Here is a 25,222-nt window from a genome sequence, read left to right as displayed (position 1 = left end):
TCCCACCGTCAGAGACGACGTGCATACGAACCACAAGAACAACCGCTACGTCACGACGTCGCCTCCAGCTCTGCTGGGCGCACGAAAGATCGAGGTCAGTCCGTGGCCGGCTCGAGGACGAAGACCGGGATCTGACGGTCGGTCTTCTTCTGGTAGTCCGCGTAGTCCGGGTACGCCGCGACCGCGCGGTCCCACCAGATCGCCTTCTCCTCGCCGGTGACTTCGCGCGCCACGTAGTCCTTGGAGATGGCGCCGTCCTGCAGTTCTACGTGTGGGTCGGCCTTCACGTTGTAGTACCAGACCGGGTGCTTAGGAGCGCCGCCGAGCGAGGCGACGATCGCGTACACACCCTCGTGCACGACTCGCATCAACGGCACCTTGCGGAGCTTCCCGGTCCTCGCGCCGCGCGTGGTCAGCAGGATGACCGGCCGGCCCTTGATGTCCACGCTGTCGGTGGTGCCCGTCTCGAAGATCTTCTCGGTTTGCTCTCGCACCCATCCGGTGGGGCTCAGCTCGACTTCACCTGTCATCGCCATACCGACTGCAACAGAACCGGGTCAGGCTTATCTTCCCGTACGCTGCCTCGTCGGCCTGGATAGACCAGGTCTACGACCCGGTCAAGTCCATCGGCGCGGTGGACGGTCAACGCCGCAGCCAAGCATCGGCCGCGGCCACGTCGAGGGCGATCTCGGTTTCGCGGATCAGCCGAGCGCGATGGCCGGCCGCCGTCGCGGGTGCGGATCGAGGCCGCCGTGCCAGTCGACCATTTCCATAAACTATGTATATAAAAATGCTATGCTTCGAGCGTGAGTCGTCAAGACACCCCTCCTGGCTCGTCCGCCGCGATCGGGGCAGCCCTCTACGGCCTGGCCACCAGGGCCGCGAGACGCCTGCCCCGGGACATGAGCCTGACGTCCGCCGCCACCCTGGCCACCCTGGACCGGGCCGGTCCGCGGCGCATCACCGATCTGGCCGCGGTCGAGGGCGTCACCCAGCCCGCGATGACCGCCCTGGTCCGGGTGATGGAGGAGTCCGGCCTGGTCGAGCGGCGGGGCGACGTGTCCGACAAGCGGGTCACGCTGGTGTGCCTGACCGAGGCCGGCGCCTCCTATGTCCGGACGCGGCGTCAGGCGGGCGTCCACGCGTTCGAGCGGTTGATCGGCCAGCTCACCGCCGACGAGGTCGAGGCGCTGGTGGCGGCCCTCCCGGCGCTGAAACATCTGGCAGAGCTCGAAAGCCAGGACCGCGAAGGGCGGAAGCAGGGACCGGGCAGCCGGTCGGCGGGGTCGCGGTGAAGGCGTCCCCGGTGGCGCGTTCCGAGGCGCGGCTGCTGGTCCCCGCCCTGATGTTCATCGCTCTGGTCGTGGCGGCGGTCGCCAGCCTCGGGACGCCGCTCATCACCAGCGTGGCGACCTCGTTCCACGTCTCGCTCGGCAGCGCGCAGTGGACGCTGACCGTCGCGCTGCTCAGCGGCGCCGTCGCCACGCCGGTCCTGGGCCGGCTCGGAGCCGGCCCGCACCGGCGGGCCACGATCCTGGCCACGCTCGCGGTCGTCGTCGCCGGCAGCGCGCTCACCGTGCTGCCGCTGCCGTTCGCGTGGCTGCTGGCCGGCAGGGCGGCCCAGGGCGTCGGGCTCGGGCTGACGGCCCTGATGATGGGCGTGGCCCGGGACCACCTCCCCGAGGAGCGCAGCGCGGCCGTGATCGCCCTGATCTCGGTGGTCTCGATCATCGGGGCCGGCGTCGGCTACCCGCTGGCCGCACTACTCGCCGAGTTCGGCGGGGTACGGGCCGCCTACGGCCTCGGCCTGGTCGTCACCGCCGCCGCCCTCCTGACCGCGTGGCGCTCCATGCCCGAAGCCCCCGAAGGCCGCTCCGCCCACGTGGACGTGGCAGGCGCGGTCGTCCTGACCGCTGCGCTGCTCCTGGTGCTGTTCCTCGCCGGCGAACGGAATCTGTGGAGCCGGCACCTCGCCGTGGCGGCGGGCCTCGCCGTCGTCGCGGTGGTGCTGCTCTGCGTCTGGGCCGTCATCGAGCTGCGCAGCACGACGCCCCTGGTCGACGTGCGGGCGATGCGGCACCCGGCGGTCGCCGGGGCGAACCTCGCCATGTTCGTCGGCGGGATCGGCATGTACCTCCTGCTCACGCTCATCACCCGGTACGCGCAGACGCCGCACGGCGCCGGCTACGGCTTCGGGCTGACGACCTTCGTCGCCGGGCTGGTCCTCATCCCGTTCTCGGTGCTGGGGTTCGTCGCCGGCAAGCTCACGCCGCGGGTCCGGACGCGGATCGCCGACCCCCTGCTCCTGGCCGGCAGCGCCGTCGTGGTCGGCGGCGGGTTCGCCCTGTTCGCGGCGGCCCGGTCGGACCTGGCCGAGCTGTTCGCGGCGATGTGCGTGCTCGGCTTCGGCGTCGGCGGCTTCTCGGCCGCGATGCCCGGCGTCGTCCTGGCCGTCACCCCCAAGAGCGAGACGTCGAGCGCCATGAGCTTCAACTACGTCGTCCGCAGCGTCGGGTACTCCCTGGGCAGCGCCATCGGCGGCCTGATCCTCGCCGCGGGCACCGACCCCGGCCACCTCCTCCCCGACGACAGCGCCTACACCACCGCGGCGCTGGTCGGCATCGGCGCCATGGCGATCACGACGCTGACAAGTCTCGCTCTCGCCCGCCGACGCTCGTCCGAGACCAACCCGTAAGTCAGAATGCACTCATCCCACCACTGGAGGTTCCATGCCCAAGGGCTACTGGGTCAGCTCCTACCGCACCATTTCAGACCCTGAGAAGCTGGCTGCTTACAACAAGCTGGCCGGGCCGGCCGTCAAGGCCGGGGGCGGTCGGACCTTCGTCCGTGGCGGTCGGGTCGTGGCGCATGACGCCGGAATCGCCGAGCGCACCGTCCTGGTCGAGTTCGACAGCTTCGAACAGGCCGTCGCGGCGCACGAGAGTGCGGCCTACCAGGAGGCGCTGGTCGCCCTCTCCGACGGCGTCGAGCGCGACTTCCGCATCGTCGAAGGCATCGACTGACCGAGGTCCAAGACGTCGTCCTTGCCCCTTCCGTGACCGTGGAGTGCCAGGAACCGGGCAGACGACCGTTCGCCGAGCTCTTGGGCACCAGCAGCCAGGCGCTCGATACAACCCCCGGCTCTGTCTCATAGTGAAGCAAGGATCGGGTGTAACCGTCTTCCTGGCTCTCCATGACGACCCGAGGAAGCAGATCGACCTGTACGCCAGGCCTCAATGCAGGTCCCAGAGCTTGTCGCGCAAGGCCCCCTGCCAGCCATTGAGGTCGGCTACCGGGACGTCTTCCACCTGATCGATCCCGGTCGAAACCGTGTGGACCTACACGCCGAGCAAGTACAGGGCCGCGGGGCTCAGCCGGTCGCGGGTGCGTACACGTAGGTATTCGGCCTGGTCGAGTTGCTGCGGCTGGTCGCGCCTGGTGAAGTAGGAGTGCAACGCGCGGCGGGGCCGGTCGCTGTTGTTGCGCGTACCGCCGTGCCACAGATGGCTGTTGAACACGACCACCGTTCCGGCGGGCGCGATCAACTGGATTTCGTCCGGGTGGGTGGCTCGCGGGTCGCCGTCGAGTTCGTCGGCGGGCCCGATGCCACGCTTGCGGTGCGAGCCCGGCACCACCCGCGTCGCGCCGTTCTCGGCGGTGAAGTCGTCAAGCAGCCAGATCGAGTTGCAGACCTGGTAGCCCTGCCCCTCCTGCAGAACTCCCCAGTCCGCGTGCAGCCCCTGGTGACCCCGGCCCGGCAACGCCGCCCTGCTGTTGAGCGAGGAAAGCCGGAACTCCCCCAGCACATGGCGAACGGCCGCAAGCACCACCGGATGGGTGAAGCACACCTCGAACATCGGGTCCTTGTTGACCAGATCCGACAGTCGCTCGGTACCGGCCTCCTGGTGCACCTCCTCCCCCGCCCGGCTCCCCTCGATGCGGGAGAGTTCGGCCAGCCGCTTCCTCAACGCAGCCACCTGCTCCGGCGACAGGATCCCGGGAAGTGGTGCGAACCCGTCGTTGTCGAGCTGCGCCTTCGTCTTCGCGTCGAGCAGATCGTCGTTCACGCCGAGCTCGCTCAGCGCCGTCTCCATCTCCATGTCCTGCCATCCCTTGCTCTCGGCACCCACGTACTCGGTCGACCTTCGCGCGGATCTGGGCGCGGGCCCTCACCATGACACTCCCGCAGCGACATCCGGTACGCCATACACAAAGCGCGGAGCCGCTTGCACGAATCGCGTGCCTTCGCAGAACCGAGTACTTCCGATTGCGGACGTCTGAAGGGCCGTCCCGTTGTTCGCGGCCGACGGCATAACTACGTTTGCCGCCGGGAGGAGAAGATGCACGGAACGTCTGGCCCCTCAACCGCTGATACGACCGGGTGGGTGCTCATCGCCGCCGGCCACCACGAGGCCTCCAAGGGCCGCGACTTCCCCGCCCACCAGCACCAGTCGTGGGAGTTCACGTACTACCGACAGGGACGCGTTCGGTGCCCGGCCGATGGCCGAACCTACTGGACTCAACCGGGCATGATCGTCCTCACCCGTCCCGGCGAAGTGCACTGGGAGAAGGCGGTGACGGCCTATGCCAACTACTTCCTCTGCGTCGACGCACCCGACCTCGGCCCCAGCTCGCGAGTGATCTTCGACGACGAACACGGCACCCTGCGGCATCTGTTTGCCCTGGCCGCCAGAGAGTGGCTGAAGTGCGGTGATTCGGCCGGCCAGCTCACGGACGCCCTGATGAGCGTGGTGCGTGTCCTCATCCAACGAAGCACCGACGAGAAGCAGCTGAGCCCGGCCGAACGCATGGTGCGAGATGCTGAGTCGCTGCTGGAAGAGCGTTCCAGCCAGAGGGTGATGATCAAGGACATCGCCGAGGAGCTGCACGTGTCCCCCGCTGTTCTCCGCGAACAGTTCGCGCGGCTGCGCGGGAGGAGCCCGATGGAGCACCTGCAGCAACTTCGGATGCAGCGCGCGCTGGCTGCGATCCGCAACTCAGACGCGCCCCTGGCCAGCGTGGCCGAGTCGTGCGGCTACAACTCCACCAGCCATCTCACCAGACACGTCAGACGGCTCACCGGACGCACGCCGGGGTCCTTCCGGGCATCTCCTGTTTCCCGCACTTGAGCTATTCGTAGGCCACTCGAGTCCGACATCACGGCATCCGCGGAACCAGCCGTTATTGGACGTCGCCGATATCGGCCGACCCCAGCTACTCGCGCCGGTTGCACGAATCCTTCTCCCGGCTCACCGCTGGGCATCTTGGGCAACCTCGCAGGTCAGCCTCCAACTCCGCTGACGAACCCCTCCGTGCATTCCTTCACCGGTCAGGTGAACCACCAGACTGCTTGCACAAAACGCGATCCCGCTTGCACAAAGCGTCGGACAAGGCTTCGTTGACAGGTTTGACACCCCCCATTAGCGTCGCGCTCGCAGAACGTGGACCAGATCCCCCTTTCACTGACCTGCTGCTCGCGCGGCGGCCCGGCGGTGGGCTCCGAACGTCCGAACAAAGCTTTCGCAGAGTGGTGCAACCAGAGCTCGACACCTGGTCCACGGCGCCGACCCGGGACGGGTCTGCCCTCTCACCGCGCGCAACCGACCAGCGGATGTCGGCTGCGTTCGAGCCGCTAGTTACCTGTCCGCCACGCTTCGGCAAGGAGGGCGTCATGGGCATCACACGGTCGCCGCGATCACCGGGCTCCTGGCTCGAACACACCGTGCTACGGCCACGTCAGCCCCGCGGTCGTCAGCGGCAGACGAGCCGACTGAGCCGCGGGCTGCAAGCGGTACTCGCGGCCATCGTCATCGCCGCAGCTGCGGCCGCCTGCACCGACTCCCCCACCGCTTCGAACGCCGCCAAGGGCAACACCACGGCGCCCGACACCGTGCTGGTGATGGGCAGCGCCAGCCCGTGGACGGCGTGGGGATACAACCCCTGGTCGACCAATCTCAACTTCCCGTCCAGCGCCGGCGGCTTCATCTTCCTCCCGCTGGCCATCCAGAACTGGCCGAGTCTGGACTCCTTCACCCCGCAACTCGCGCAGAGCTGGTCCGTAGACGGACGCCAACTGCAGATCAACCTCCAGCCCAAAGCCACCTGGCAGGATGGCACGCCGGTGACCAGCAAGGATGTCGTCGACACCCTCTACCTGGACGCCCTCACCCAGGCCGGCATCTGGAATGACATCACCGAAGTCACCGCCAAGGGAGCCAAGTCGGTCGTGCTCACCGCACGTCCCGGCATTCCAATGGTCCTGGTCAAGAACGACCTGTTCAACGGCGTCATGCCCTACCCGTCCAGCGTCTGGGGCAAGTACGTCACTCCCGAGCTGAAGCAGGCGGTCGACAGCTACTTCACCCAGGCCCGCACCGACCCGGCTGCAGCGGCTGAGAGCCCGGCGTACAAGAAGATGACCAGCGCCCTGCAGAACCTCGCGAAGGTCCACCCCAAGACGTTGGTCGGTGACGGCCCCTACAAGCTGGTCGGGATGACCACCCAGGAGCAGAAGCTCGCCAAGTGGGACGGCTTCTACGCCGCCGACAAGATCACGATCAAGGAGATCCGCTACCTCGGTAACCAGCAACCGCAGGTCAACTCCAACCTGTTGAGCGGCACGGCCGACTTCTCCAGCGGCTGGCTCTACATGCCGTCGGCGATCGTCGGCCAATGGCTGCAGAACCCTGACGCTCACCTGCTCTCCGTGCCCGGAACCTTTCAGGGCCAGATCGTCTTCAACGGCGCCAAGCCGCCGTTCAACTCGGTGAAGGTTCGTCAGGCGATGGCCTACGCCCTGCCCCGGCAGAAGATGGACGAGTTGGCCTGGGGCAAGACCAAGCCACACGCGGTCGCTCCGAGCATCCCCGAGGGTCTGGTCGACCAGGTGGCGCAGCAGTTCCTCACCAAGGATCAACTGGCTTCGCTCAACCCCTACCCGTACGACACCAAGAAGGCAGCCGCCCTGCTGGAAGAGGCCGGCTTCCGCCGCACCGGTGGTAAGTGGTTCACACCGGACGGTAAGCCGTTCAAGGTGACGCTGGAGATGAACAGCGGCTGGACCGACCAGATCGCGGCATTCAAGGTGGCCGACAGCGCGCTCGACAGCTTCGGTATCGACTCGACGCTCAGCACTGTAGAGGGCGTGAGCTACAGCGAGGACCTGCACGCGGGCGACTTCCAGGTCGCCGCGTTCTGCTGCACGGGCGGAAGTCCCAACCCGCTGCTGGACTTCCAGCAGTCACCGATGGGCAGCGCCAACAACTTCACGGCCACCGGGTCCAGTGCCGGCAGGCGTGGACTCGGGTTCGGACCGAAGGTGAACGTCCCCGGCCTCGGCGTGGTGAACGTGCCGCAGGAGCTCGACAAGCAGGTCCATCAGGTGGCGTCCGGTCCCCGGATGAAGGAGCTGACCTGGAGCTGGGCACAGCTTGTCAACCAGCAGGTGCCGTACCTGGAGTACGCCGACTTCGCCAACCAGATCGCGTTCTCGACGAAGAAGTTCAAGTGGCCCGCTGAGTCGAGTCCGCTGTGGCGACAGATGACCAACGGGAACTACCTGGTCGTCGTCGGTCAGGAGAAAGGTGAGATCTCACCCAAGTAGGGTCCGGTCGGCGCAACGCAGGGAGGCTTGGTGATCTCCTACCTCGCGAGGAGAGTGGCGACGGCTCTCCTCACCGTGTTCGTGGTGATCTCGCTGTCGTTCTTCATGATCCGGCTCATGCCGGGCAACGTGATGGACTACCTCGTCAACCAACTGTCGCGGCAGGGCAACCTCACGACGCAGGAGATCCAGCAGCAGGTCAACGCGATCTACGGGGTGATGCCGACCTCGCCGGCGTGGAAGCAGTACTTCCAGTACATCTGGAACGCCTGCCAGGGCAACTTCGGTACGTCGATCAGTCACCCCGGCGAGTCGGTGTCGCACATCATCGCAAGCGCACTGCCGTGGACGGTCTTCTCCGTCGGGGTGGCTTTGATCGTGAGCTTCGTGATCGGAATAGCCGTGGGCACGGTGATGGCCACAGCCCAGGCGAGCCGGTTCACCAAGGTGGTCACCCTGGTGGTGTCGTTCCTCAGCGCGGTTCCCAACTACCTGGTGGCAATCCTGCTGCTGTACTTCCTCACCGACATCCACCACCTGTTCCCCCAGGGCGGGGCATACGGAGCGGGGATTCCGGTGGGCTGGAACCTTCCGTTCGTCGCCAGCGTGGTGCGGCACTCGGCGCTACCAATCGCGTCGTACGCACTGATCGGCTTTGGGGGGTGGGCACTGCAGATGAAGGGAAGCGCCATCTCGACGCTGGGTGCGGAGTATGTCCGGGTCGCCGAGGCACGCGGCCTGGGACGTCGCCGCATCATGCAGTCCTACGTCGGCCGCAATTCACTCTTGCCGCAGGTCACTCTGCTCGCCCTGTCGCTGGGATTCATGTTCGGGGGATCGGTCTTCATCGAGCAGTTCTTCAACTATCCAGGTGTCGGCTACTACCTCGTGACGGCGGTCAACTCTCGTGACTACTCCCTCATGATGGGCTGCTTCGTGTTGATCACGACGTCTGTGGTGCTGTCCAACCTGCTCGTCGACCTGATGTATCCCGTCATCGACCCGCGTATCGCCAAACCGGGGGCCGGGCGGAAGGCCGGTGCGGACGATCCGCGGGACGTGGAGGAGCGTGCGGTGCCGGTCGGAGGGACGATGGCATGAAGGACTTCTCCCGGGACCTGTGGCGAATCCTGTGGGCCGACAAGTCCGCCCTCCTCGGCGCGATCCTGATCCTCTGCTACGGCCTGGTCGCCATCTTCGGCCCGATGTTCGTCCACCTGAGCACCTTCGGACACCAGGACGGTAGCTACCTGCCGCCGTCCCCGAAGCACCTGCTTGGCACCGACACACTCGGCCAGGACATCCTCGCCGAGATCATCGTCGGCACACGGCCGATCATGGTGGTCGGCCTGCTCGCCGCCACCATCACCACCTTCGTCGGCGTGGTCATCGGTCTGGTGACCGGCTACCTGGGCGGCTGGGTCGACGTCGTGGTGATGCGGATCGTCGATATCGCGCTCACCATCCCCGGTTTGCCGCTGATCATCGTGATAGCCGCGGTCATCCACTCGTCCAACCCGTTCGTCCTGGCGGCGATCCTTTCGGTCACTGGCTGGGCCGGCCTTGCCCGGGCAGTACGATCGCAGGCGATCAGTCTGCGCACCATGGATTTCATGGCGGCAGCGCGGATCCAGGGTCTGCCACTCCGCAACATCGTCGGGCGCCAACTCCTCCCCAACGTCGGGCCCTACGTCGCGATCCACTTCCTGCTCGGCATCACCGGCGCGATCTATGCCGAGGTCGGGCTCTTCCTACTAGGCGTCGCGCCGCTGAGCGGGACCAACTGGGGCATCATGATCAACCTCGCCATGAGCCAGGGCGCCCTCTACACCAGCAAGAGCATTCTCTACCTACTGGCGCCGATGGCATCGATCGTCGTTCTGCAGGTCGCCTTCGTCTTCTTCTCCAGAGCGCTGGACAGCCTGTTCAATCCACGGCTGCGGGTCCAGTAGGGAGGCGTCCGATGAACGATTCAGACCAGCACACGCCGGTCCTCTCGGTGAATGACCTCACCGTCTCCTTCGGGAGTGGGCCAGGTGCCATCAGGGCAGTCGAGGACGTCAGCCTGCAGGTGCGGTCCGGTGACATCTACGCGATCGTCGGGGAGTCCGGCTGTGGCAAGTCCACGCTCGCCTACTCCATGCTGGGCGTCATCCCGCCGCCGGGTCGCATAACCGCGGGGCGGGTAGATGTACGCGGCCGCGACCTCGCGTCGATGAGCCGGTCGCAGTTGAACCACCTGAGAGCCGCCGAGGTCAGCATCGTCTTCCAGGCGGCGATGAACTCGTTCAACCCGGTCACCACCGTCGGGCGCCAGGTCGAGGATCTACTCGAGGCACACGAAGGCGTGTTCGAGTCGGTGGCGGCCGGCCGCGCGCACTTCGAGGAGCTTCTCGGCATGGTGCGCCTGCCGACCCAGCGGATCTGGCGGGCGTACGAGCACCAACTGTCCGGCGGCATGAAACAGCGGGTGGCGATCGCGATCGCCCTGCTTCTGCATCCCTCCCTCCTGGTCCTGGACGAGCCGACGACGGCGCTCGACGTGCTCAACCAGCGGCTGGTCCTCGACGTACTGCGTAACCTGCACGCCGAGCTCGACCTGAGCATCGTGTTCGTCACTCACGACCTGGCCGTGGTTGCCGAACTCGCCGACCGGGTCGCGGTGATGTACGCCGGTCGGCTGGTCGAGACCGGGACCGTCGACGAGATCTTCACCGACGCTCGCCGGCACCCCTACGTCCGTGCGCTGATCTCGGCGATTCCCAGCGTGCTCGCGCGAGGCCTGGACGTACGACCGATCGCAGGGCAGGTTCCCAACCTCGCCGAACTCCCCCGCGGATGTAGGTTCGCACCGCGGTGCCCCCTCGCGATGCCGATCTGCCGAGAGGCCGAGCCTCCACTCGTGGCGGACCGCTCGGGTCACGCCGTCGCCTGCCATGTGGTCAACGAGAACCTCCTCGAGGGGACTACCCGATGAGCCTGCTCGACGTCGATGCGGTGAGCCACTGGTACCCCACCACCGCCGGCGACCGGCCCGTCCTTGACAAGGTGAGCTTGTCACTGGAGCACAACGACGTGCTGGCGGTGGTCGGTGAGTCGGGGTGTGGAAAAACCACCCTCGGGCGACTGGTGATTGGTGAGGAGACGCCCTCGCGCGGACAGGTCCGCTTCGAAGACCGCGACGTCAAATCCTTCAAGGGCAAGGATTTCCGGGCCTACCGGCGCGCCGTCCAGGTCGTACACCAGGATCCCTACGCGTCGTTGAACCCGGGTCTCACCATCGAAAATGCCCTCGGGCCTGCCCTTCTTCACCACCGGCTCGCCCGGCGATCTACCGTACGGGAAGAGCTGGTCCGCATCTTGCGCGAAGTCGGCCTGGACGCCACCGAGGCGTTCCTCTGCCGCTATCCGCACCAACTGTCCGGCGGACAGCGGCAGCGTGTTGCCATCGCCCGGGCGATGAGCCTGCGTCCGCGGCTGGTCGTGGCCGACGAGCCGACCAGCATGCTCGACGTGTCCATGCGGCTGGCGATCCTCGATCTTCTGCTGTCGTTCCAGCGGGAGCGCCAACTCGCCTACCTGTTCATCAGCCACGACTTCGGCGTGGTGCGGTACTTCTCCCAGGCCGGCCGGATCGTCGTGATGTTCTACGGCGTCCTGGTCGAGGAGGGTCCGGCCGAGCAGATCATCCATAACCCTCGGCACCCCTACACGTTCCGGCTGCTGCAGGCGATCCCCGTACCCGATCCCGCCCTCGCCCGGCGCAGGCAACGCGAGCCGGCCGAAGGATCCGTCGACAGCGCTCTCGCGCCGGTCGGATGCGTGTTCCAGAATCGCTGCCCCTTCGTCGAAGCTCGCTGCCGAGCCAGCCAGCCCCCTCTGACCGAAGTGAGCGACGGGCACCGAACGGCCTGCTTCTTTCCCGAGCGGGTCCCCGACGTCGACCACCTGTTGGGGGTGCACTGACATGGCAGTGGAAGCAGCTCGCCTGCTCGTCCGGCTCGGCGTGATCCTGCTGGGGCTTGCCCTGGTGGCCCGCCTGGGCGACCTGTCACCGGCAGGCCAGGTCGTCGACGACCTGGCCTGCCTCACCAGCGCGGGCACCATCGCGCTCGGCGCCGGTTACCTTTGGTGGGCACGCAGCCGCCGACGTGATGTCATGTCGGCGTCCGAAGAGGATCCCGTACGCCGCTAGCCGCCGAGCCACGCGTGTTGATGGGTTTCCGGGCCGCCCATTCGCATGGGAGGACTACCGTACGGTCGATCGGCGACGACGCCTCCAACCAACACGCGCGCAAGAACGGAACTCCTTGCCCGACTGGAAGGACGGCCCTGTAAGACGGGCGTCTATGCTTTAGCGCCTGCTGTTCTCTGAGCCGGCAGCGCATACGTAGCGCTGGCCCCGAAGTCGACGAGAACGCACGCGTCATCCCCAACCACCCAGGCGTCGTGACCTGGCTCGATCCGTGCGACCTCGTTGGGGCCCACTTCGCCTTCGGTGCCACCGTCCATCAAGAAGTGCATTCGCCCCGAAACGACATACAACAGGTGCGGGGACTGACAGGTATCGGTTCCAGCGAGCGGACGGACGTGCTCAGACCAACGCCATCCCGGCTCGAACCGGTCCTTGAAGACGGTGTCACCGGCGAGCACCACCATCTCAGCGGCCCCTTTGTCGGCGAACCTCCGGGTCTCATCCGGTGTGCTGAAACTCTTCGATTCCAAACTGGACATCGCAACCCTCCCCTGCGAGGGACCTCGTTCAGCTGTACTTCACAACCCTACCGGCCCGCCGAGCAGTCGCCAGATGACCATAGACGGCGATGGGACCGGTCGTGTCGGGCACCAATGGTGGAGTCTCCATCCGTGTCATGGTCAGTTTCCGGAGCCGTTGCCGATCTCCCGTTCGCCGAACACCTCGCGCGTCGGCCGGTCGTCCCGCGGTGCGGAGAGCAGCGGGTGACACCGGCAGCACGTACTTTCCCGTGCTCCAGGCGTTACAGGCGCAGGGCACTCGCAGCTGCGTAGTAGGCCTCGTTGAAGGTCGGGAACTGGGCTATGCCATCAACGAGGATGTCAACAGGAAGTTGCGCACGAATCGCCAGAGCGCCAGTGTGGATCCACTCCCCGACCTGTGGAGCGATCGCCCACACGCCGACGAGAGTCCTCCGCCGGCGGTCGGCGACGAGGCCGAGAGTGCCACGTGGCTTCGTCTCGTACGTCTCGGGTCGATGGATCACCTCGGGCAGTTCAACCTGGGAGGTCGCGACGTCGAAGCCCTGCCGGCGGGCGGCGTCCGCGGTGAGACCGACAGCAGCGATCTCGGGTTCGGAGAAGACGACTCGGGGAATGCCGAGGTAGTTCGCTGTATGCGGTCTACCAAGGAGGTTGTCGGCGACGACACGACCCTGGTACATCGCGGTGTGGGTGAACATCGCGACACCGGTCAGGTCTCCGACCGCCCATAGTCCGTCGGTGACCCGGCAGTGGTCGTCGGTCGGTACCTCACCGTGCGGGCCGGTGCTCACGTCCACGGTCTTCAGGTCGAGATCGGAGTTCGGGATTCGTCCGCTGGCGAGTACGATCACATCGACGCGCACGCTCGTGCCGTCGTCGAGCTCGGCCACCGTGTCTGTCCCATCGCGGCGGACCACCTGGGCTCTGCAGTCGAGGCGGACATCCACCCCACCGAGCGCAGACAGTGCACGTTCGCCCAGTTCGGGAACCTCCCGCATGAGCAGCCGTGGTCCACGCTCGAGCATGGTGACCGAGCTACCCATCCGAGATAGGAAGGTCGCGAGCTCGATCCCGACCGCGCTACCGCCGATGAGAAGTACCCGGGCGGGAATGTCGGTCAGGTTCGTGGCTTCCCGGTTGGTCCAGACCGGGACCTCTTCCAGTCCGTCAATCCGTGGCCAGGCCTGCCGAGACCCGGTGCTGAGGATGATGTCCCTCGCCTGCAGCCGGTCGCCGTTCACGCTGAGCTCTCCCGGACCGGCAAGCTTTCCCTCTCCCTTGACGACCGTGGCGCCGTCGTTGCGGTAGGCCGCGACCCGAGAGCTGTCGTCGAGATGGCCGACGATGACGTCTCGATAGTCCCGGATCATCGTCCAGTCGAGGGCAGGTGTGGAGACGCCCGCCACCCGGGAGGTCTCCGCTCGGGCCTCCACTGGCCGCAGCAGCGTCTTGGACGGCATGCAGGCCCAGTACGGACACTCGCCGCCGATGAGCTCCTTCTCCACGACCGCGACACGCCTGCCTGCGTCCATCAACGTCTGCGCGACGGTCTCCCCGCCCGGCCCCATTCCGACCACGATCGCGTCGAACTGCTCACTCACCGTGCCTTCCCCTCATTGGATTCCCTCCCCCGGGTCCGTGGGCCGCATCCCTCGTTGGCAACTCCCAGTCAGTCAGTGGGTCTCGTGTGGACTTCATGCCGTCCGTTGCGCACTTACGAGCCCGGGTCGTCGACCTTGAGCTTGTCTCCGGTGTTGGACACGAAGACGACCAGGAGCTTGGCCGGTTCGGTCCGGCTGGTGTTCTCGGTGAGGACGTGGTGGGCGCCCGGCGGCTCTACCCAGTTCTCGCCTTCGCGGTAGGTCTTCACGGGCTTGCCGGCGAGTTCGCTGCGCACGGTGCCTTCGAGCACGTAGGCGTAGACGAACGCCTCGCCATGCCGGTGCGGCTTCGCACGTGCGTTGGGCGGGAAGGCGACGATCGCCGAGGTGAATGTCTTGCCCTTCACATTCGGCAGGTTCTGCTCGAGCAGTGGCTTGAGGGTTTCCGTGGGCCGCTTGGATGCAACGGCGGCAGTCGACATCTTCGCGTTGGCGGGCTGGTCCGACGTGGAGCAGGCCGCGACTCCGGTCATCGTGACGACGGCCAGCAGGCCGGCGGCGACCCTCATTCCGATCATGGCTGGTCTCCTGTTTCCCCGCGCTCCTGTTCCCCGCGCTCCTGCCCCTGCCCGCAGACCATGCCCGCGGCCATACGTTCGGCGCCCGACACCGACATGGCACTACCCACCACGCTGGCCGCGGAGCCACGAAGCCAGGAGGGGATCATGGCAGCCGGTGGTGGGGCCAAACGTCCATCCATGGACCGGGTCCAACACCTCTGGCACTCCACCTGACCTTCGAAGACACCGCCTCGGCCGCCCACGACGTGCCCTGGCCGGCCCGCCTCAGAGCAGTCCTCTGGTTTGCGATCCCCAGTCCTCTGGTTTGCGATCCCCAGGACGCGCGGAGCGGTTTACGTCCCTCCTGTCGTCTGGTGTGTCGCGACGGTCGCCGCATTCGTGGCTGGCCGGGATAGCGTGGCGGGTCTGGCAGACCGTTCAGGTGGCCGACTCCGTGTCCGCATCAGCCAGGCCAGGGGATCACACCCATACGATGCCGGTGCGCACGATGTGCCGGTCGGTCAGGTGTCGGCGCCGATGTGCAGGCGGCTGGTGGGCGTCGATCTGGGCCAGGGAGCAGAGGTCGCCTGCCAGTAGGAGACCACGGCGCTGGGCGGGACCGGGTGGGGGCAACCGGCGACCGGCAAGCGGGTCAAGAAGTCGACCCGCACAGCGGATCTCGCAGATCAGCATGTCGTTCTCCACCCAGAGCCGCAAGCGGGCCTAACGACGGAAGTCAGGACGCCCCAGACAGCCCTCTGTCAGCCCAGGGCCCGGCCACCTGGCCTACCTACGCCGCCGCCAGATCAGGCCACCATCCCGTCCAAGGCCAACCAAGGCGGGCGCTTGGGGCGTCAAACCGGGTCGCCAGCCCGTTCGGGAGGAAGAGGAACGTTCCAGGTCAGGTCGGCGCCCTCGCCGGGGCTGTCGATGGTGAACGTGCCGTGGTGGCGTTCGGCGCGGACACGGAGGTTGCGCAGGCCGCTGCGTCGGGTCGTGTCGCCGATGCCGCGGCCGTTGTCGCAGACACGGACGGTCAGCCCGCTGCCGTTGACGGTGATGTCGACGCTGGCCTGGGTGGCATGGGCGTGCCGAGCGGTGTTGGACAGTGCTTCGCGGACGACCGCGAGGAGATCGCCGGTAATGGCGTCGTCGACCAGTTCGATCGGGCCGTTGAAGTGGATCGACGGCGCGTACCCCAGTGAAGGGGTGGCGTCGCGAACGACGTCCAGCACTCGTTGCCGCACGCCATCACCGGGCTGCTGGTACGGCACCGGGGAGGGTCGAAGTCCGAAGATCGTCATACGGATCTGGCCGATGACGTCATCGAGCGTGGCCACCGTCTCCAGCAGTCGCTGCCGCAGCTGCGCACGGGGTTCGGCGTCTGCAGCAGCGGCCATGCTTTGCAGCCTGATCCCGGCGGCGAAGAGTTCCTGGAGGACGTGGTCGTGCATGTCGCGGGCGATCCGGTCGCGCTCTTCCAGCAGGCGCAAACCTTCGGCCTGGGCACGGTGTTCTTCCTGCTGTTTTGCCAGGACGGCCTGCGAGGCGAACGAGCTGAGCATTGCCACGTCCAGGTCGTCGAAGTTGGGCCGGCCCCGTCGCTTGGCGACACCGAGCGCGCCCAGGCGGACTCCCTCAGGGTCCACCATCGGCACGCCCATGCCCGGACCGAAGGGAGCCACCCATGAGCGCGCCGGAGGATAGAGGTCGGTGTGTTCGGCCCAGTCCTTCCAAAGCTGTGGCTCGCCCGTCAAGGTCAGTCCGGTGATTGAACCGTTCAGAGGAACCCGCTGGCCCAGTAGCGTGTCGGCGCCCTCGCCGGCCGCGGCAACGGTTGTCAGCCAGTTCGGATCGTCGGTGGGCAACATGACGAGGGCCACGTCCGCGTTTGAGGCCGCGCGAGCCCTGCTCGCGATGAGGGACCACAACTCATCCGTGCCGGTGCCTGCCAGCATCGCCGAGGTGATCTCCACAGTCGCCTGCAGCCAGGCCTCCCGGCGATGGTGCGCTTCGTCACCAGATGTAGATGTTGGCATTTTTACTGAACTGTGCAACAACCTGGTCAACCTGTTAACCTCCGCGAGCGAATGTCACTGATCACTACTATGCGGCGATTCAGCATTGCTCACCTCTGATGCACTGGGCAACCCCCGGCAACGTCGCGATCGTCACAGGCTCACGACCGACTTCTTCCCCGGCCGGAACACGTTCTCTCAGTGAGAGGATCTCCAGCCGGCACTGTCCAGCCTGCTGTTAGACGCCCATTTGCGGTGTAGGACCGCTTCGTCGAACGCGAAGGTCGCAGAACGGGTAACCGCTCTTGGAACTCTTCGGGTGCGCCACTACATGCGGCACAGCAAGGGCTGGGTTGCGTCGGGATGGTCAGGATAGACACCTATCTGTCTACCCAGCCAGTAAGCAATCGGTCTGCGGGTCGTGTCGAAACGGCCTAAATGCCTTACCTGGGATCTTGGCGGCCATGATGGCGCTCTACGTCCACCGCCCCACCGGCAGCCCGCGTGGCAGATCCGGTCGCACGGGTTCGCTGACGCCCGTGTCGCCAGCGTGTGGGCAGGGAAGTAGTCACTGGAAGGAGCACCGTCATGTCCAATGAGGCGATTTCCACCGTAGTCCTCGTCCATGCCGCGTTCGCCGACACCTCGATGTGGTCCAGCGTTGTCACCGAGTTGCAGAACAACGCGATCCCCGTGCTGGCCCCTGCGAACCCGCTGCGCGGTCTGGCCTACGACGCGGACTACACCGCCTCCTTCGTCAGACAGCTTGGGGGCCCTGTCGTACTGGTCGGCCACTCCTACGGCGGTGCGGTGATCACTGTGGCCGGTATGGCCGAGAACGTCGTGGGCCTCGTCTACGTGGCGGCCCATTGCCTGGACGTAGGCGAGAGCCTCGACGACCTGCAGGGTCGTTATCCTGCTGCGCCCGTCACACGCCATCTGCGGACGATGCGTTTCCCTCTGGCCGGCCCGAGTGAGCCTGGAGTCGAGGACTCCATCTCGCCCGATGCGTTCCCGTCGATCTTCGCCCCAGACCTGCCGCCCGAGATCGCCAACGTTCTGGCGGTCTCGCAGCGTCCACTCGTTCGGTCCGCGTGGTCAGAGCCGGCATCGGCCGCCGCATGGAAGGTGAAACCGGCCTGGGCACTCGTGGCCACAGGGGACAACTCGATCAATCCTCAAGCTCAGCGTTTCGCATACGAGCGGGCGGGCGCATTCACCGTCGAGGTGGATGCCTCGCACGCTGTCCCCCTGTCGCAGCCGAAGGCCGTGGCCGATCTCGTTCGCGAGGCTGTGAAGGCCACGAGCTCGAGCTAGCGAAAGCCCCGGTGATCGGGGAAGCTGCTGAACATCAGCGTGTCCATCCGATCTGTGAGGTCGAGCAAGATGCATGATACCTCTCGCATGCCACCCCAGTGAGGCCACGCCTTCGCCCTCGGCGCGCGGGGCCAGCCTGTGTGATCGACATTCCGTAGACGCCGCCACGACGTTCGATATTTGCTGATCGGTCCGGCTCAGTCTCCGGCCGGCGGCCGGAGTGAGGAGTCGTCCAGCGGGTTGTCCGCCATCCTCGCGTCGAGGTTGGTCCGTATCCAGGTTGCGGGCGGGCTGTCCGGTTTGCGCTGTGCCTGCTCATGGGAGAGGGCCAGGAACTCCTCGATGAAGCTGAGCCGGGGATACCGTTGCAGCACCTCGGCTCTGAACCCGGGTGAGAAGTCGTCCGCGTGTCTGCCGGTGATTTCCACGCCGGCCGCTCGCGCCAGGAGGTGCCCCTCGGGATCCATGGACAGGTCCACGCTGTCTCCTAGTACGTGCCGGCTGATCAGTTCCGGCAGACGTTCGCGGCGCTCCGCAGGCCATCCGGCGCCTGCCGCGAACACCCGCGCCACCTGACCGCCGGCCTCCTCGAAGGAGACGGCGTGGCTGTCGAACTCGGGCACCAGGCCAATGTCGTGGAACAGCGACGCCACGAACAGCAGTTCCGGGTCGAAGTGAATGTTCTGCGACGTGCCGTGGGCCGCTGCCCACACGTAGACGCGTAAGGAGTGGTTGAGCATAGCGGAAGAGAAGTAGGCGGTTGCCATTTCCAATGCGGCGCCTGATACCGCGGTCTCCGACGACACCATGAGATCGTCGAGGGTCATTCTTGTCATTGTCGTCTACCCCCTGTGTCGCGCTGGCGATCGTCTTCCCTGCGTGTTAGGGCAGTGCTGCCTTCGAAAGGGGCAAGTTCGTACGCCTCGTCACCGGCCGGCAGTGCGGTGACGCCCTCACCACCCTCGACCACAACCCCGAGAACGTGATCGCCGCCGCGCTGATCGTGATCAGCCTCCTGCCGTTCCCCGGCGCATGGCGTTGGCGCGGACTCGTAAACCAGAACCTCGGAGCCACCTCGGGTGTGCGCGCGTAACGCCGTCATCGTGCCCGTGGAATGAGCCACCCTGCATCTCGATTGATCGCCGTCTGCAGGCTCTCCATTCACCGTACGACGGTCGGCGGCAACGACACAGGGAGCGCGGAGATCAGCACTTTTCACCATGATTCAGGCGGATCAAGTCGGACCGGAGTGCGCGGCATCGGTGATCGGATCTGGTCCGCACAGCCGATGCGTCGGCACCTTGCGGTGGTGGAAGTGATTGAACAGCCACGCGGCCACGACTGCACCGACCAACGGCGCAAGCAAATAGGCACCAAGGAATTCGTAGTGCCCTGCTAAGACAGCCGGCCCGAACTGACGGGCGGGGTTGACGCCTGGGCCGGTAACAGTGCCCAGACCAACGATGGCCGCGCCGATGAGCCCACCGACCAACCACGGCACCCACGGGGCCAGCCGAGGTACGGACAGGAAGATCCCGACCAGCAAGATGATCACAGCCATGCAGGCGGCCTCGACCACGAAGACCGAGGCGCTGGACCACCCTGGCGCCGGACTCAGGACGGAGTAGGCCACCGGACGCCTGGCGAGGGAGCGACCCCAAACCACACGCGCCAGCAGCACGCCCAGGAGAGATCCCGCCAGCTGAGCGACCCAGTAAGGCACAACCCCACGTCCCGGGAAGACACCAAAACGCCACATAGCCAGAGTTATGGCAGGATTCATGTGTCCGCCGGAGGCCCTCCCCAGCGGGCTGAGGATCAGCCCGGAGATCAGGAGGCCCACCAGGAAGCCGACCACCAGCAGCTCGAGGTGAATACCAGGGATCGCACGTGAGACCGGTGATGGACCGATGACCCATCGCACAATGGTCGCCACGCCGAATAGCAAGGCCGTGGTCAGCAACGCTTCGTACGTGCTATGCCGCCACAAATGACTCACTACCGGGAGCGGGGGATCCGGCCGCATCTGATCAACAGCGGAACTCATTGGCCAGGCGTGGTGTCGAGTTCACCCAGCGCCGTAGCCACCGGAGATCCCTACAACGCGGCCGTGACTGAGATCAGTAGGTACGCCAAACACGCCGGTCCAGGACTGCTTTGAACCATCAGCACGGCTCCCTGCCATCGTCCAGGCCTCCCTCCGCTCTGATCTCGACCCTACGTACTCTGAATCGACGCATCCCCCAAGCGTGCTGGCCACCAACGCCCTTGGATGGCGATCGACACCGGACACAGGACACGACCACCGCCGCTCCGGCCAGGGCACCCGTCTCGGGTCATGGGCCTTCACCGATCGCGCAAGGACTCCGGCCGGTGCATGAAAGTTGGCCACCGCAACGGCGAGCCCTCCGGCGAGACGAACACCAGCTCGTCGCTGTCGCGCCCGTCGATGATGAGGCGCAGGTCGGCTACCCCCCTGGAGCGACCTGTCCGTCGTGCCTGGCACGCCGTGAGGCGTCCGCGCCTGATCATCCTCGTGCTCGAGGTGTCTGCTCTACCAGGAGACGCGCGACCGGGCCCATCGCGAGGGATCGATCTCAAGCGCGGCTCGGTTCCAGCTGCCGCGGTCTGCGGCGGCTGCGTAGGTGGTCTGCAGGAAGTCCATGAGCGTGGCGTCGGGATCGTCGGCCAGGCGCACGACCTCGTACGGAAGGAGGAACTCCCCGAGTTCTTTGCCGTAGAAGGCCTCGGACGGCAAGATCGGGGACCGCGTGAAGCCGTCGGGCTCCGGATAGGCGTATGAGTAGAAGGTGCCCTCGGCGCTTCCACCGGGCCAGAACCCACAGCTGCTTAGTTCCTGTGAGTAGGCCTCGGCCATCACCCAGTCGCCGATGTTCGGCGCGCTGCCGTGGTATGTCGGCGCCGGACGCCCTGAAAAGCGGGTACAGGCAAGGTCGAAGCTTCCCCAGAAGAAGTGCACCGGACTCACCTTCCCCGTGAAGTACGACCGGAACTCGTGCAGCACTCGGTCGACCTGGAGTAACTGGCGCCAGAACAACCGGGCCGCCTCTCCGTCGTAGGAGGCGTGGCGGGTGTCCTGGGCGAATGGGATCGCGGGTTCCACCTCGTTTGGGTGCGGCTGAATCGTGGTGCGGATGCCCAGTTCGTCAAGGGCGTTCAGGGTCTGGGCGTGGAAGTCGGCTACCGACTTGGGTTCCAGACTGACCTGGCGGCTCCCTCCGGCGCTGTCCCGTATGCGCAGTCGCTGGTCCAGGAAGTCGAACTCCATGTCGAACAAACGATCAAGGTAGGGGATCGCCGAGGTGGTCAGGCCTCGTGGACTGACATACAGCGGCACCTGCCACCAGTGGTTGACCAGCGGCGCGTGCGCCAGGCGGATCTTGCCGACGACTTGTGTCCACATGTGCAGTGTGTCCCGGGTGGCGGTCCAGCCCGACAGCAACAGCCGCGGCCACTCCTGCGTAGGTCGAATCCCGTGTGTTGTCATCTGTCAAGCGTCACCCGCACCGATCCACGACGCCCTCGACCAGGGGTCCCGTTCTGGCCCGGTCGTGTTGCCACTACTTCACAGGTGGCCCGCTACTCCTTGCCGACGCCTGGCCGCTCGGCATGGTCACACAGATAGCGAACGTCTGCGGCCGATGTCAGCTCCAGAAGGCGTTCGCCTTCTGTGGTGGACGGTGATCCGTGTTGTCACCCCGCACCGATCGTGTTCGACCGGGGGGCCGCACACCCGCACACCCGATGATCTCGGTGACGGCGGGAGATCGTCGCCCGCCGCCCGGGGACGGTTCCGGCCGGCGGCTCGCTCACACCGACGGCTCGGTTTACGACCGCCCGACGCGCGGGGATTCCGTTCCCCCGGCATGAACGCGGCCGGCGGGGGAACGGGAACTCCATGACCGAGCCGGGAACACCGCCGGAGCAGCCAACTCGCGTCGCCCTCGTGACCGGCGGCTCCGGCGGCATCGGTCAGGCGGTCTCGAAGCGGCTGGCTGCCGACGGCATGGCCGTCGCGGTGCACTACGTCGGCAACCGCGCCCGTGCGGAGGAGGTCGTTGACGCCATCACCCGAGGACGCGGTCAGGCGATGGCCGTCACCGGCGACGTGGCCGACGAGGAGGCGATGGCGACGGCGTTCGACGCGGTGGAGGAGGCGTTCGGTGGCATCGACGTACTCGTCAACACCGCGGGGATCATGCTGCTCGGCCCGGTCGCGGAATTCGACCTGGCAGCCTTGGACCGCATGCACCGCACGAACATCCGCGGCACGTTCGTGGTCGACCAGCAGGCCGCTCGCCGACTCAGGTCGGGCGGGGCGATCGTCAACTTCTCCACCAGCGTGAAGAAGCTCGCCATGCCTGGGTACGCGCCGTACGCGGCTTCCAAGGGTGCGGTGGACGCGATCACCCTGATCCTCGCCCGCGAGTTGCGCGGCCGGGACATCACTGTGTGTCGCGCCCGGGCCGACCGCGACCGGTCTCTTCCTGAAGGGCAAGGACCAGGCCACCATCGAGAACCTGGCCAAGGCGCCTCCGCTGGAACGCCTGGGTACTCCGGAGGACATCGCCGAGGCGGTCGCGTTCCTTGCCGGGCCGGGCCGCTGGGTCAACGGCCAGGTGTTATACGTCAACGGCGGCATCATCTGACCCCGCGGAACTCGCACGCAAGTCACCGGCCAGCGACACCGAGCTCACCACTGAAAACGGTGTCTCGGTGCGAGGGGCACCGCGAGGCAGTCCTACGTCGAACCTGCGCGCTGGCAGCGCTTCGCGAGATTGGTGCGGATGGTCTTGGATCCAGCGCCTATACCAGTGCTCGCAAGGATGGCCTTGACCTGCTTGTGGCTCAGGGCCATCTCCGGGCGTTCAACCTGTTCAGTCTTCCGCGACGCGGATAATCGTCTTGCCCGGCGTACGCGTGGCAGGGGCCAACGCGGCGGACGTTTCGGCGAGCGGCCGGACCGCGCCAACAAGGGGTACGAGCCTGCCCTCCCTCACCCGTGTGACGAGCTCGGACAGCCGCACGCGGTCGGGCTCGACGACGAAGAAGACCGCGCGCCCGTCCTTGGGCCGGCCCTTCGGCGGCAAGGTGATGCTCACAAGCGTTCCCCCGGCCCGTACCACCGTGGCGGATCGTTCGAGGATGTCTCCGCCGATCACATCGAACACAACGTCAACCTCGCCGACGTCCTCCAGCTTCTCCGCCTGCAGGTCCAGGAACATGTCGGCGCCCAACGCAAGCACCTGGTCACGGTCGGCAGACCGGCCAGTTCCGACAACACGGGCGCCCGCCTCGCGGGCAAGCTGTACCGCAATCGAACCGACCCCGCCCCCGGCGCCGTTGATCAGCACGGTCTGACCCGCCGCCAGGCGGCCGTGGTCGAACAGGCCCTGCCAGGCGGTAAGCCCCGAGATCGGCAACGCGGCAGCCAGGGTATGGTCGACGTCCGCCGGCAGCGGCGCGAGATTGCGGGCCTCAACCGCGACATATTCGGCGAGCGAACCGTCGCGGGCCCAGTCAGCCAAGCCGAACACCCGCTGGCCGACACTCAGACCGGTCGTGCCGAACCCCAGTTCCTCGACGACACCCGACAACTCGTGCCCGGGCACGCTCGGCGTCCGATCCCGGCCCGCGCGATCGGTCCACGTGGCCGGCCAGTCCAGCTCTCCACGGGTGAAACCCGCGGCGTGCACCCGCACGATGACGTCATTCTCGGCCGCATGAGGGTAAGGCATGTCCGTCAGCGACAGCCCTGCGAGACCGGCTTCGCGGTCTCGGACAATGACGGCTCGCATGAATGTCCCTTCTGGAGAAGGACGCCCGAGCACGCATCCGTTCTTACACACGACTCATCGCGGTTCGTCATCGGCTGAACCCACAACGCAGTACAGCCGTCCGATGAGTTGGTGCCCCTCCAACCCCACCGATGGTCTCCCGAGCACCTGACTGGTGCAGTCCCGACGGCGAGACACCTCAACAACCACCACGGTGGCCCTACAGCCACGAAGGCAGGAGGGGATCATGGCAGTCGGCGGTAGGGCCGAATGTACGATCCACCTCGACCGCTCCGAGGATCCGCGCCCAGGTGCTGGTGTTCGCCCCGATCTCCCCGGACGTCCTGTTTTCTCCCGCAGTACGGAGGCTGTCGAAGACGGACATGAGGCCGCCTGGTTGCAGTCACACTGTCATGCACCGAAAAACCGATGCTGCGGCCGCCGGGCTACGAATTGACGACCGGTGGCCTAAATGTGGGCCTCTGGTCCTGCGATGCCAAGACGTCGATCCTTGCCTCGCTGATTCCCTGGACCGCCACGGCGTCCCTCGGGATCGATCTACCTGCGGACCAGAGCGAGCATCGCCACGTAGCCCCTCCCCCGCGACGCGGCGGCCGCGCGAAGCGGAGTTTCGAAGCCCCCGGGCGTACCCGCTCTGACCTGCCAGAAGCACCTGCGTTCTACGCAGGGATCCACAAGAAGACGAACGCGACCCCCAGCGCGGCGGAGAGGATGGCCAGTCGGCGGATCGTTGGTCTGCGGCTGAGGAACACGTACGCCAGCCACAGCAGGGAGGAGAGGGTGAGCTGTGTCGGGAGGAGCTGCCGTGGCAGTACCTGTCCGCGCGTGGTCAGATGCACAGTGAGCAGCACGGCCACCGTCCAGCTGAGGATCCCGAGAACCCCCACAACGGTCAGGCCGAATCTCACTGCCGTTGTTCGAATACCGGCTGCGCGGTCGGCATCGACATCGATGGCCAGGGTCGGCAGATACAGAGCAGCGCCGGCGAAAAGCCCTGTGATCGCAAGCGAGACCGGGTACTCCCCCACCGACCGCGTCAGGGCCCATCCGCCCATCGGACCGAGCACGCCCAACGCGAGTGCATTGCATCCCACGTCCCAGACCGGGCGGCCCTTCAGCCGAACCGGCGGTGCGCTGTAGATCCAGCCGAGGACCAGAACCCCGGCCATTCCCGCCGTAAAGATCAACCCACCGCTCCACGCCGCGAAGAGACATGCTGCGCCTCCGGCCAAGGCCGCGAACCCAAGGAGTTGTCGCCTCTGGAGCTGGCCCCGCACATGTGGTGAGTGCCGACGCCGTTCGTTGAGGCGATCAGTCTCGAAGTCGAAGGCGTCATTTACAGCCAGAACTGAGGACCACAGCAGCGGCCCAGCAGCGATCAGCGCCGCCACATATCGCCCGGGCTGGAGGTCGGCCGCGGGTTCACCCGGGGCCTTGTATGCGAAGAGCATGCCCATGACCACCGGCACCATCGACACCGGCCAGAACCACGGACGGGTCAGCTCGACCAGCGTCCGAAAACCGCCCGGCCGCGCGCCGGTGACCATGAGTTCACCGGCGGGTCGTG

The 25,222-nt window shown here is 66.5% G+C and carries 23 protein-coding genes; 12 read left to right on the top strand and 11 right to left on the bottom strand.

Annotated features, from left to right (window positions below; translation table 11 throughout):
* Positions 1-95: 95 nt before the first annotated feature.
* Complete coding sequence (locus BLU27_RS16820) at positions 96-530, bottom strand: nitroreductase family deazaflavin-dependent oxidoreductase (protein ID WP_277869237.1); 435 nt, start codon at positions 528-530, stop codon at positions 96-98.
* A gap of 276 nt (positions 531-806) precedes the next feature.
* Here BLU27_RS16820 and BLU27_RS16815 point away from each other — a divergent pair, with 276 nt between their 5' ends.
* The 3 genes from BLU27_RS16815 to BLU27_RS16805 are packed head-to-tail and all read left to right on the top strand — an operon-like array spanning position 807 to position 3,023.
* On the top strand, positions 807-1,295 hold the full coding sequence (locus tag BLU27_RS16815; RefSeq protein WP_241827475.1) for a MarR family winged helix-turn-helix transcriptional regulator: 489 nt from the start codon (positions 807-809) through the stop codon (positions 1,293-1,295).
* 11 nt (positions 1,296-1,306) lie between these two features.
* Positions 1,307-2,695: an MFS transporter gene (locus tag BLU27_RS16810; RefSeq protein ID WP_197681464.1), complete on the top strand. Its 1,389-nt coding sequence runs from the start codon at positions 1,307-1,309 to the stop codon at positions 2,693-2,695.
* Between the two features lie 34 nt (positions 2,696-2,729).
* A complete protein-coding gene (locus tag BLU27_RS16805) occupies positions 2,730-3,023 on the top strand; it encodes a DUF1330 domain-containing protein (RefSeq protein WP_092654635.1) in 294 nt (97 codons plus the stop codon).
* Positions 3,024-3,338: 315 nt separating this feature from the next.
* Here the strand turns inward: BLU27_RS16805 and BLU27_RS16800 are convergent, their stop codons facing one another.
* The gene (locus tag BLU27_RS16800) at positions 3,339-4,100 is read right to left on the bottom strand and encodes a phytanoyl-CoA dioxygenase family protein (protein ID WP_092657807.1); all 762 of its coding nucleotides are present in this window, start codon (positions 4,098-4,100) and stop codon (positions 3,339-3,341) included.
* Between the two features lie 240 nt (positions 4,101-4,340).
* Here BLU27_RS16800 and BLU27_RS16795 point away from each other — a divergent pair, with 240 nt between their 5' ends.
* The 7 genes from BLU27_RS16795 (at position 4,341) to BLU27_RS16765 (ending at position 11,798) form a co-directional block, all read left to right on the top strand.
* Positions 4,341-5,129, top strand: coding sequence for a helix-turn-helix transcriptional regulator (locus tag BLU27_RS16795; RefSeq protein ID WP_092654634.1), 789 nt, complete (start codon positions 4,341-4,343; stop codon positions 5,127-5,129).
* Positions 5,130-5,527: 398 nt separating this feature from the next.
* Complete coding sequence (locus tag BLU27_RS16790) at positions 5,528-7,603, top strand: ABC transporter substrate-binding protein (RefSeq protein WP_206744618.1); 2,076 nt, start codon at positions 5,528-5,530, stop codon at positions 7,601-7,603.
* A gap of 30 nt (positions 7,604-7,633) precedes the next feature.
* Positions 7,634-8,704: an ABC transporter permease gene (locus BLU27_RS16785; RefSeq protein WP_157728593.1), complete on the top strand. Its 1,071-nt coding sequence runs from the start codon at positions 7,634-7,636 to the stop codon at positions 8,702-8,704.
* Positions 8,701-9,555 carry an ABC transporter permease gene (locus BLU27_RS16780; protein ID WP_092654631.1) on the top strand — a complete coding sequence of 285 codons (855 nt, stop codon included), beginning with the start codon at positions 8,701-8,703 and terminating at the stop codon, positions 9,553-9,555. The genes BLU27_RS16785 and BLU27_RS16780 overlap by 4 nt, the downstream gene beginning before the upstream one ends.
* 11 nt (positions 9,556-9,566) lie before the next feature.
* Positions 9,567-10,580 carry an ABC transporter ATP-binding protein gene (locus tag BLU27_RS16775; protein ID WP_092654630.1) on the top strand — a complete coding sequence of 338 codons (1,014 nt, stop codon included), beginning with the start codon at positions 9,567-9,569 and terminating at the stop codon, positions 10,578-10,580.
* Entirely contained in the window at positions 10,577-11,569 is a 993-nt protein-coding gene (locus tag BLU27_RS16770) for an ABC transporter ATP-binding protein (RefSeq protein WP_092654629.1), read from the top strand. Before BLU27_RS16775 ends, BLU27_RS16770 begins: the two co-directional genes overlap by 4 nt.
* Position 11,570: 1 nt before the next feature.
* Positions 11,571-11,798: a hypothetical protein gene (locus tag BLU27_RS16765; protein WP_092654628.1), complete on the top strand. Its 228-nt coding sequence runs from the start codon at positions 11,571-11,573 to the stop codon at positions 11,796-11,798.
* A 152-nt stretch (positions 11,799-11,950) separates the two neighbouring features.
* Here BLU27_RS16765 and BLU27_RS16760 read toward each other — a convergent pair whose 3' ends face one another.
* The 4 genes from BLU27_RS16760 to BLU27_RS16745 all read right to left on the bottom strand — a co-directional run bounded on the left by BLU27_RS16760 (position 11,951) and on the right by BLU27_RS16745 (position 16,477).
* Positions 11,951-12,337, bottom strand: a complete 387-nt coding sequence (locus BLU27_RS16760; protein WP_092654627.1) for a cupin domain-containing protein — start codon at positions 12,335-12,337, stop codon at positions 11,951-11,953.
* Between the two features lie 263 nt (positions 12,338-12,600).
* A complete protein-coding gene (locus BLU27_RS16755) occupies positions 12,601-13,941 on the bottom strand; it encodes a dihydrolipoyl dehydrogenase family protein (RefSeq protein ID WP_092654626.1) in 1,341 nt (446 codons plus the stop codon).
* A 113-nt stretch (positions 13,942-14,054) separates the two neighbouring features.
* A complete protein-coding gene (locus BLU27_RS16750; RefSeq protein WP_092654625.1) occupies positions 14,055-14,519 on the bottom strand; it encodes a cupin domain-containing protein in 465 nt (154 codons plus the stop codon).
* Positions 14,520-15,355: 836 nt separating this feature from the next.
* Entirely contained in the window at positions 15,356-16,477 is a 1,122-nt protein-coding gene (locus BLU27_RS16745) for a GAF domain-containing sensor histidine kinase (protein ID WP_172804974.1), read from the bottom strand.
* Positions 16,478-17,107: 630 nt separating this feature from the next.
* Here BLU27_RS16745 and BLU27_RS16740 point away from each other — a divergent pair.
* The gene (locus BLU27_RS16740) at positions 17,108-17,836 is read left to right on the top strand and encodes an alpha/beta fold hydrolase (RefSeq protein WP_092654623.1); all 729 of its coding nucleotides are present in this window, start codon (positions 17,108-17,110) and stop codon (positions 17,834-17,836) included.
* Between the two features lie 197 nt (positions 17,837-18,033).
* On the opposite strand, the gene BLU27_RS16735 is transcribed toward BLU27_RS16740, so the two are convergent.
* The 3 genes from BLU27_RS16735 to BLU27_RS16720 all read right to left on the bottom strand — a co-directional run bounded on the left by BLU27_RS16735 (position 18,034) and on the right by BLU27_RS16720 (position 21,344).
* Entirely contained in the window at positions 18,034-18,663 is a 630-nt protein-coding gene (locus tag BLU27_RS16735) for an HD domain-containing protein (protein WP_092654622.1), read from the bottom strand.
* Positions 18,664-19,070: 407 nt separating this feature from the next.
* Positions 19,071-19,883: an MIP/aquaporin family protein gene (locus BLU27_RS16730; protein ID WP_092654621.1), complete on the bottom strand. Its 813-nt coding sequence runs from the start codon at positions 19,881-19,883 to the stop codon at positions 19,071-19,073.
* A 507-nt stretch (positions 19,884-20,390) separates the two neighbouring features.
* Positions 20,391-21,344 (bottom strand): DUF5996 family protein, encoded by a 954-nt coding sequence (locus BLU27_RS16720; protein ID WP_092654619.1) that lies wholly within the window; start codon positions 21,342-21,344, stop codon positions 20,391-20,393.
* A gap of 411 nt (positions 21,345-21,755) precedes the next feature.
* Here BLU27_RS16720 and BLU27_RS16715 point away from each other — a divergent pair, with 411 nt between their 5' ends.
* Positions 21,756-22,757, top strand: a complete 1,002-nt coding sequence (locus BLU27_RS16715) for an SDR family NAD(P)-dependent oxidoreductase (RefSeq protein ID WP_422386046.1) — start codon at positions 21,756-21,758, stop codon at positions 22,755-22,757.
* On the opposite strand, the gene BLU27_RS16710 is transcribed toward BLU27_RS16715, so the two are convergent.
* Together BLU27_RS16710 and BLU27_RS16705 are read right to left on the bottom strand one after the other, a co-directional pair.
* Positions 22,735-23,655, bottom strand: a complete 921-nt coding sequence (locus BLU27_RS16710; protein WP_172804973.1) for an NADP-dependent oxidoreductase — start codon at positions 23,653-23,655, stop codon at positions 22,735-22,737. The two genes, BLU27_RS16715 and BLU27_RS16710, sit on opposite strands and share 23 nt — an antisense overlap.
* A gap of 659 nt (positions 23,656-24,314) precedes the next feature.
* Entirely contained in the window at positions 24,315-25,202 is an 888-nt protein-coding gene (locus BLU27_RS16705) for a prenyltransferase (RefSeq protein WP_157728592.1), read from the bottom strand.
* Positions 25,203-25,222: the final 20 nt, after the last annotated feature.

The organism is Actinopolymorpha singaporensis (assembly GCF_900104745.1).
Taxonomy (GTDB): domain Bacteria; phylum Actinomycetota; class Actinomycetes; order Propionibacteriales; family Actinopolymorphaceae; genus Actinopolymorpha; species Actinopolymorpha singaporensis.
The sequence above is the reverse complement of the archived record's forward strand: the minus strand, read 5'-3'. Positions and strand labels throughout refer to the sequence as shown.

Bases quoted from the DNA above. Each gene is read 5' to 3' on its own strand.
- BLU27_RS16795 (WP_092654634.1), top strand. From the start codon at position 4,341: ATGCACGGAACGTCTGGCCCCTCAACCGCTGATACGACCGGGTGGGTG.
- BLU27_RS16775 (WP_092654630.1), top strand. From the start codon at position 9,567: ATGAACGATTCAGACCAGCACACGCCGGTCCTCTCGGTGAATGACCTC.
- BLU27_RS16735 (WP_092654622.1), bottom strand. From the start codon at position 18,663: ATGACCCTCGACGATCTCATGGTGTCGTCGGAGACCGCGGTATCAGGC.
- BLU27_RS16805 (WP_092654635.1), top strand. From the start codon at position 2,730: ATGCCCAAGGGCTACTGGGTCAGCTCCTACCGCACCATTTCAGACCCT.
- BLU27_RS16750 (WP_092654625.1), bottom strand. From the start codon at position 14,519: ATGATCGGAATGAGGGTCGCCGCCGGCCTGCTGGCCGTCGTCACGATG.
- BLU27_RS16780 (WP_092654631.1), top strand. From the start codon at position 8,701: ATGAAGGACTTCTCCCGGGACCTGTGGCGAATCCTGTGGGCCGACAAG.
- BLU27_RS16730 (WP_092654621.1), bottom strand. From the start codon at position 19,883: ATGAGTTCCGCTGTTGATCAGATGCGGCCGGATCCCCCGCTCCCGGTA.
- BLU27_RS16765 (WP_092654628.1), top strand. From the start codon at position 11,571: ATGGCAGTGGAAGCAGCTCGCCTGCTCGTCCGGCTCGGCGTGATCCTG.
- BLU27_RS16760 (WP_092654627.1), bottom strand. From the start codon at position 12,337: ATGTCCAGTTTGGAATCGAAGAGTTTCAGCACACCGGATGAGACCCGG.
- BLU27_RS16770 (WP_092654629.1), top strand. From the start codon at position 10,577: ATGAGCCTGCTCGACGTCGATGCGGTGAGCCACTGGTACCCCACCACC.
- BLU27_RS16740 (WP_092654623.1), top strand. From the start codon at position 17,108: ATGTCCAATGAGGCGATTTCCACCGTAGTCCTCGTCCATGCCGCGTTC.
- BLU27_RS16710 (WP_172804973.1), bottom strand. From the start codon at position 23,655: ATGCGAGCCGTCATTGTCCGAGACCGCGAAGCCGGTCTCGCAGGGCTG.
- BLU27_RS16800 (WP_092657807.1), bottom strand. From the start codon at position 4,100: ATGGAGATGGAGACGGCGCTGAGCGAGCTCGGCGTGAACGACGATCTG.
- BLU27_RS16820 (WP_277869237.1), bottom strand. From the start codon at position 530: ATGACAGGTGAAGTCGAGCTGAGCCCCACCGGATGGGTGCGAGAGCAA.
- BLU27_RS16720 (WP_092654619.1), bottom strand. From the start codon at position 21,344: ATGACAACACACGGGATTCGACCTACGCAGGAGTGGCCGCGGCTGTTG.
- BLU27_RS16705 (WP_157728592.1), bottom strand. From the start codon at position 25,202: ATGGTCACCGGCGCGCGGCCGGGCGGTTTTCGGACGCTGGTCGAGCTG.
- BLU27_RS16715 (WP_422386046.1), top strand. From the start codon at position 21,756: ATGACCGAGCCGGGAACACCGCCGGAGCAGCCAACTCGCGTCGCCCTC.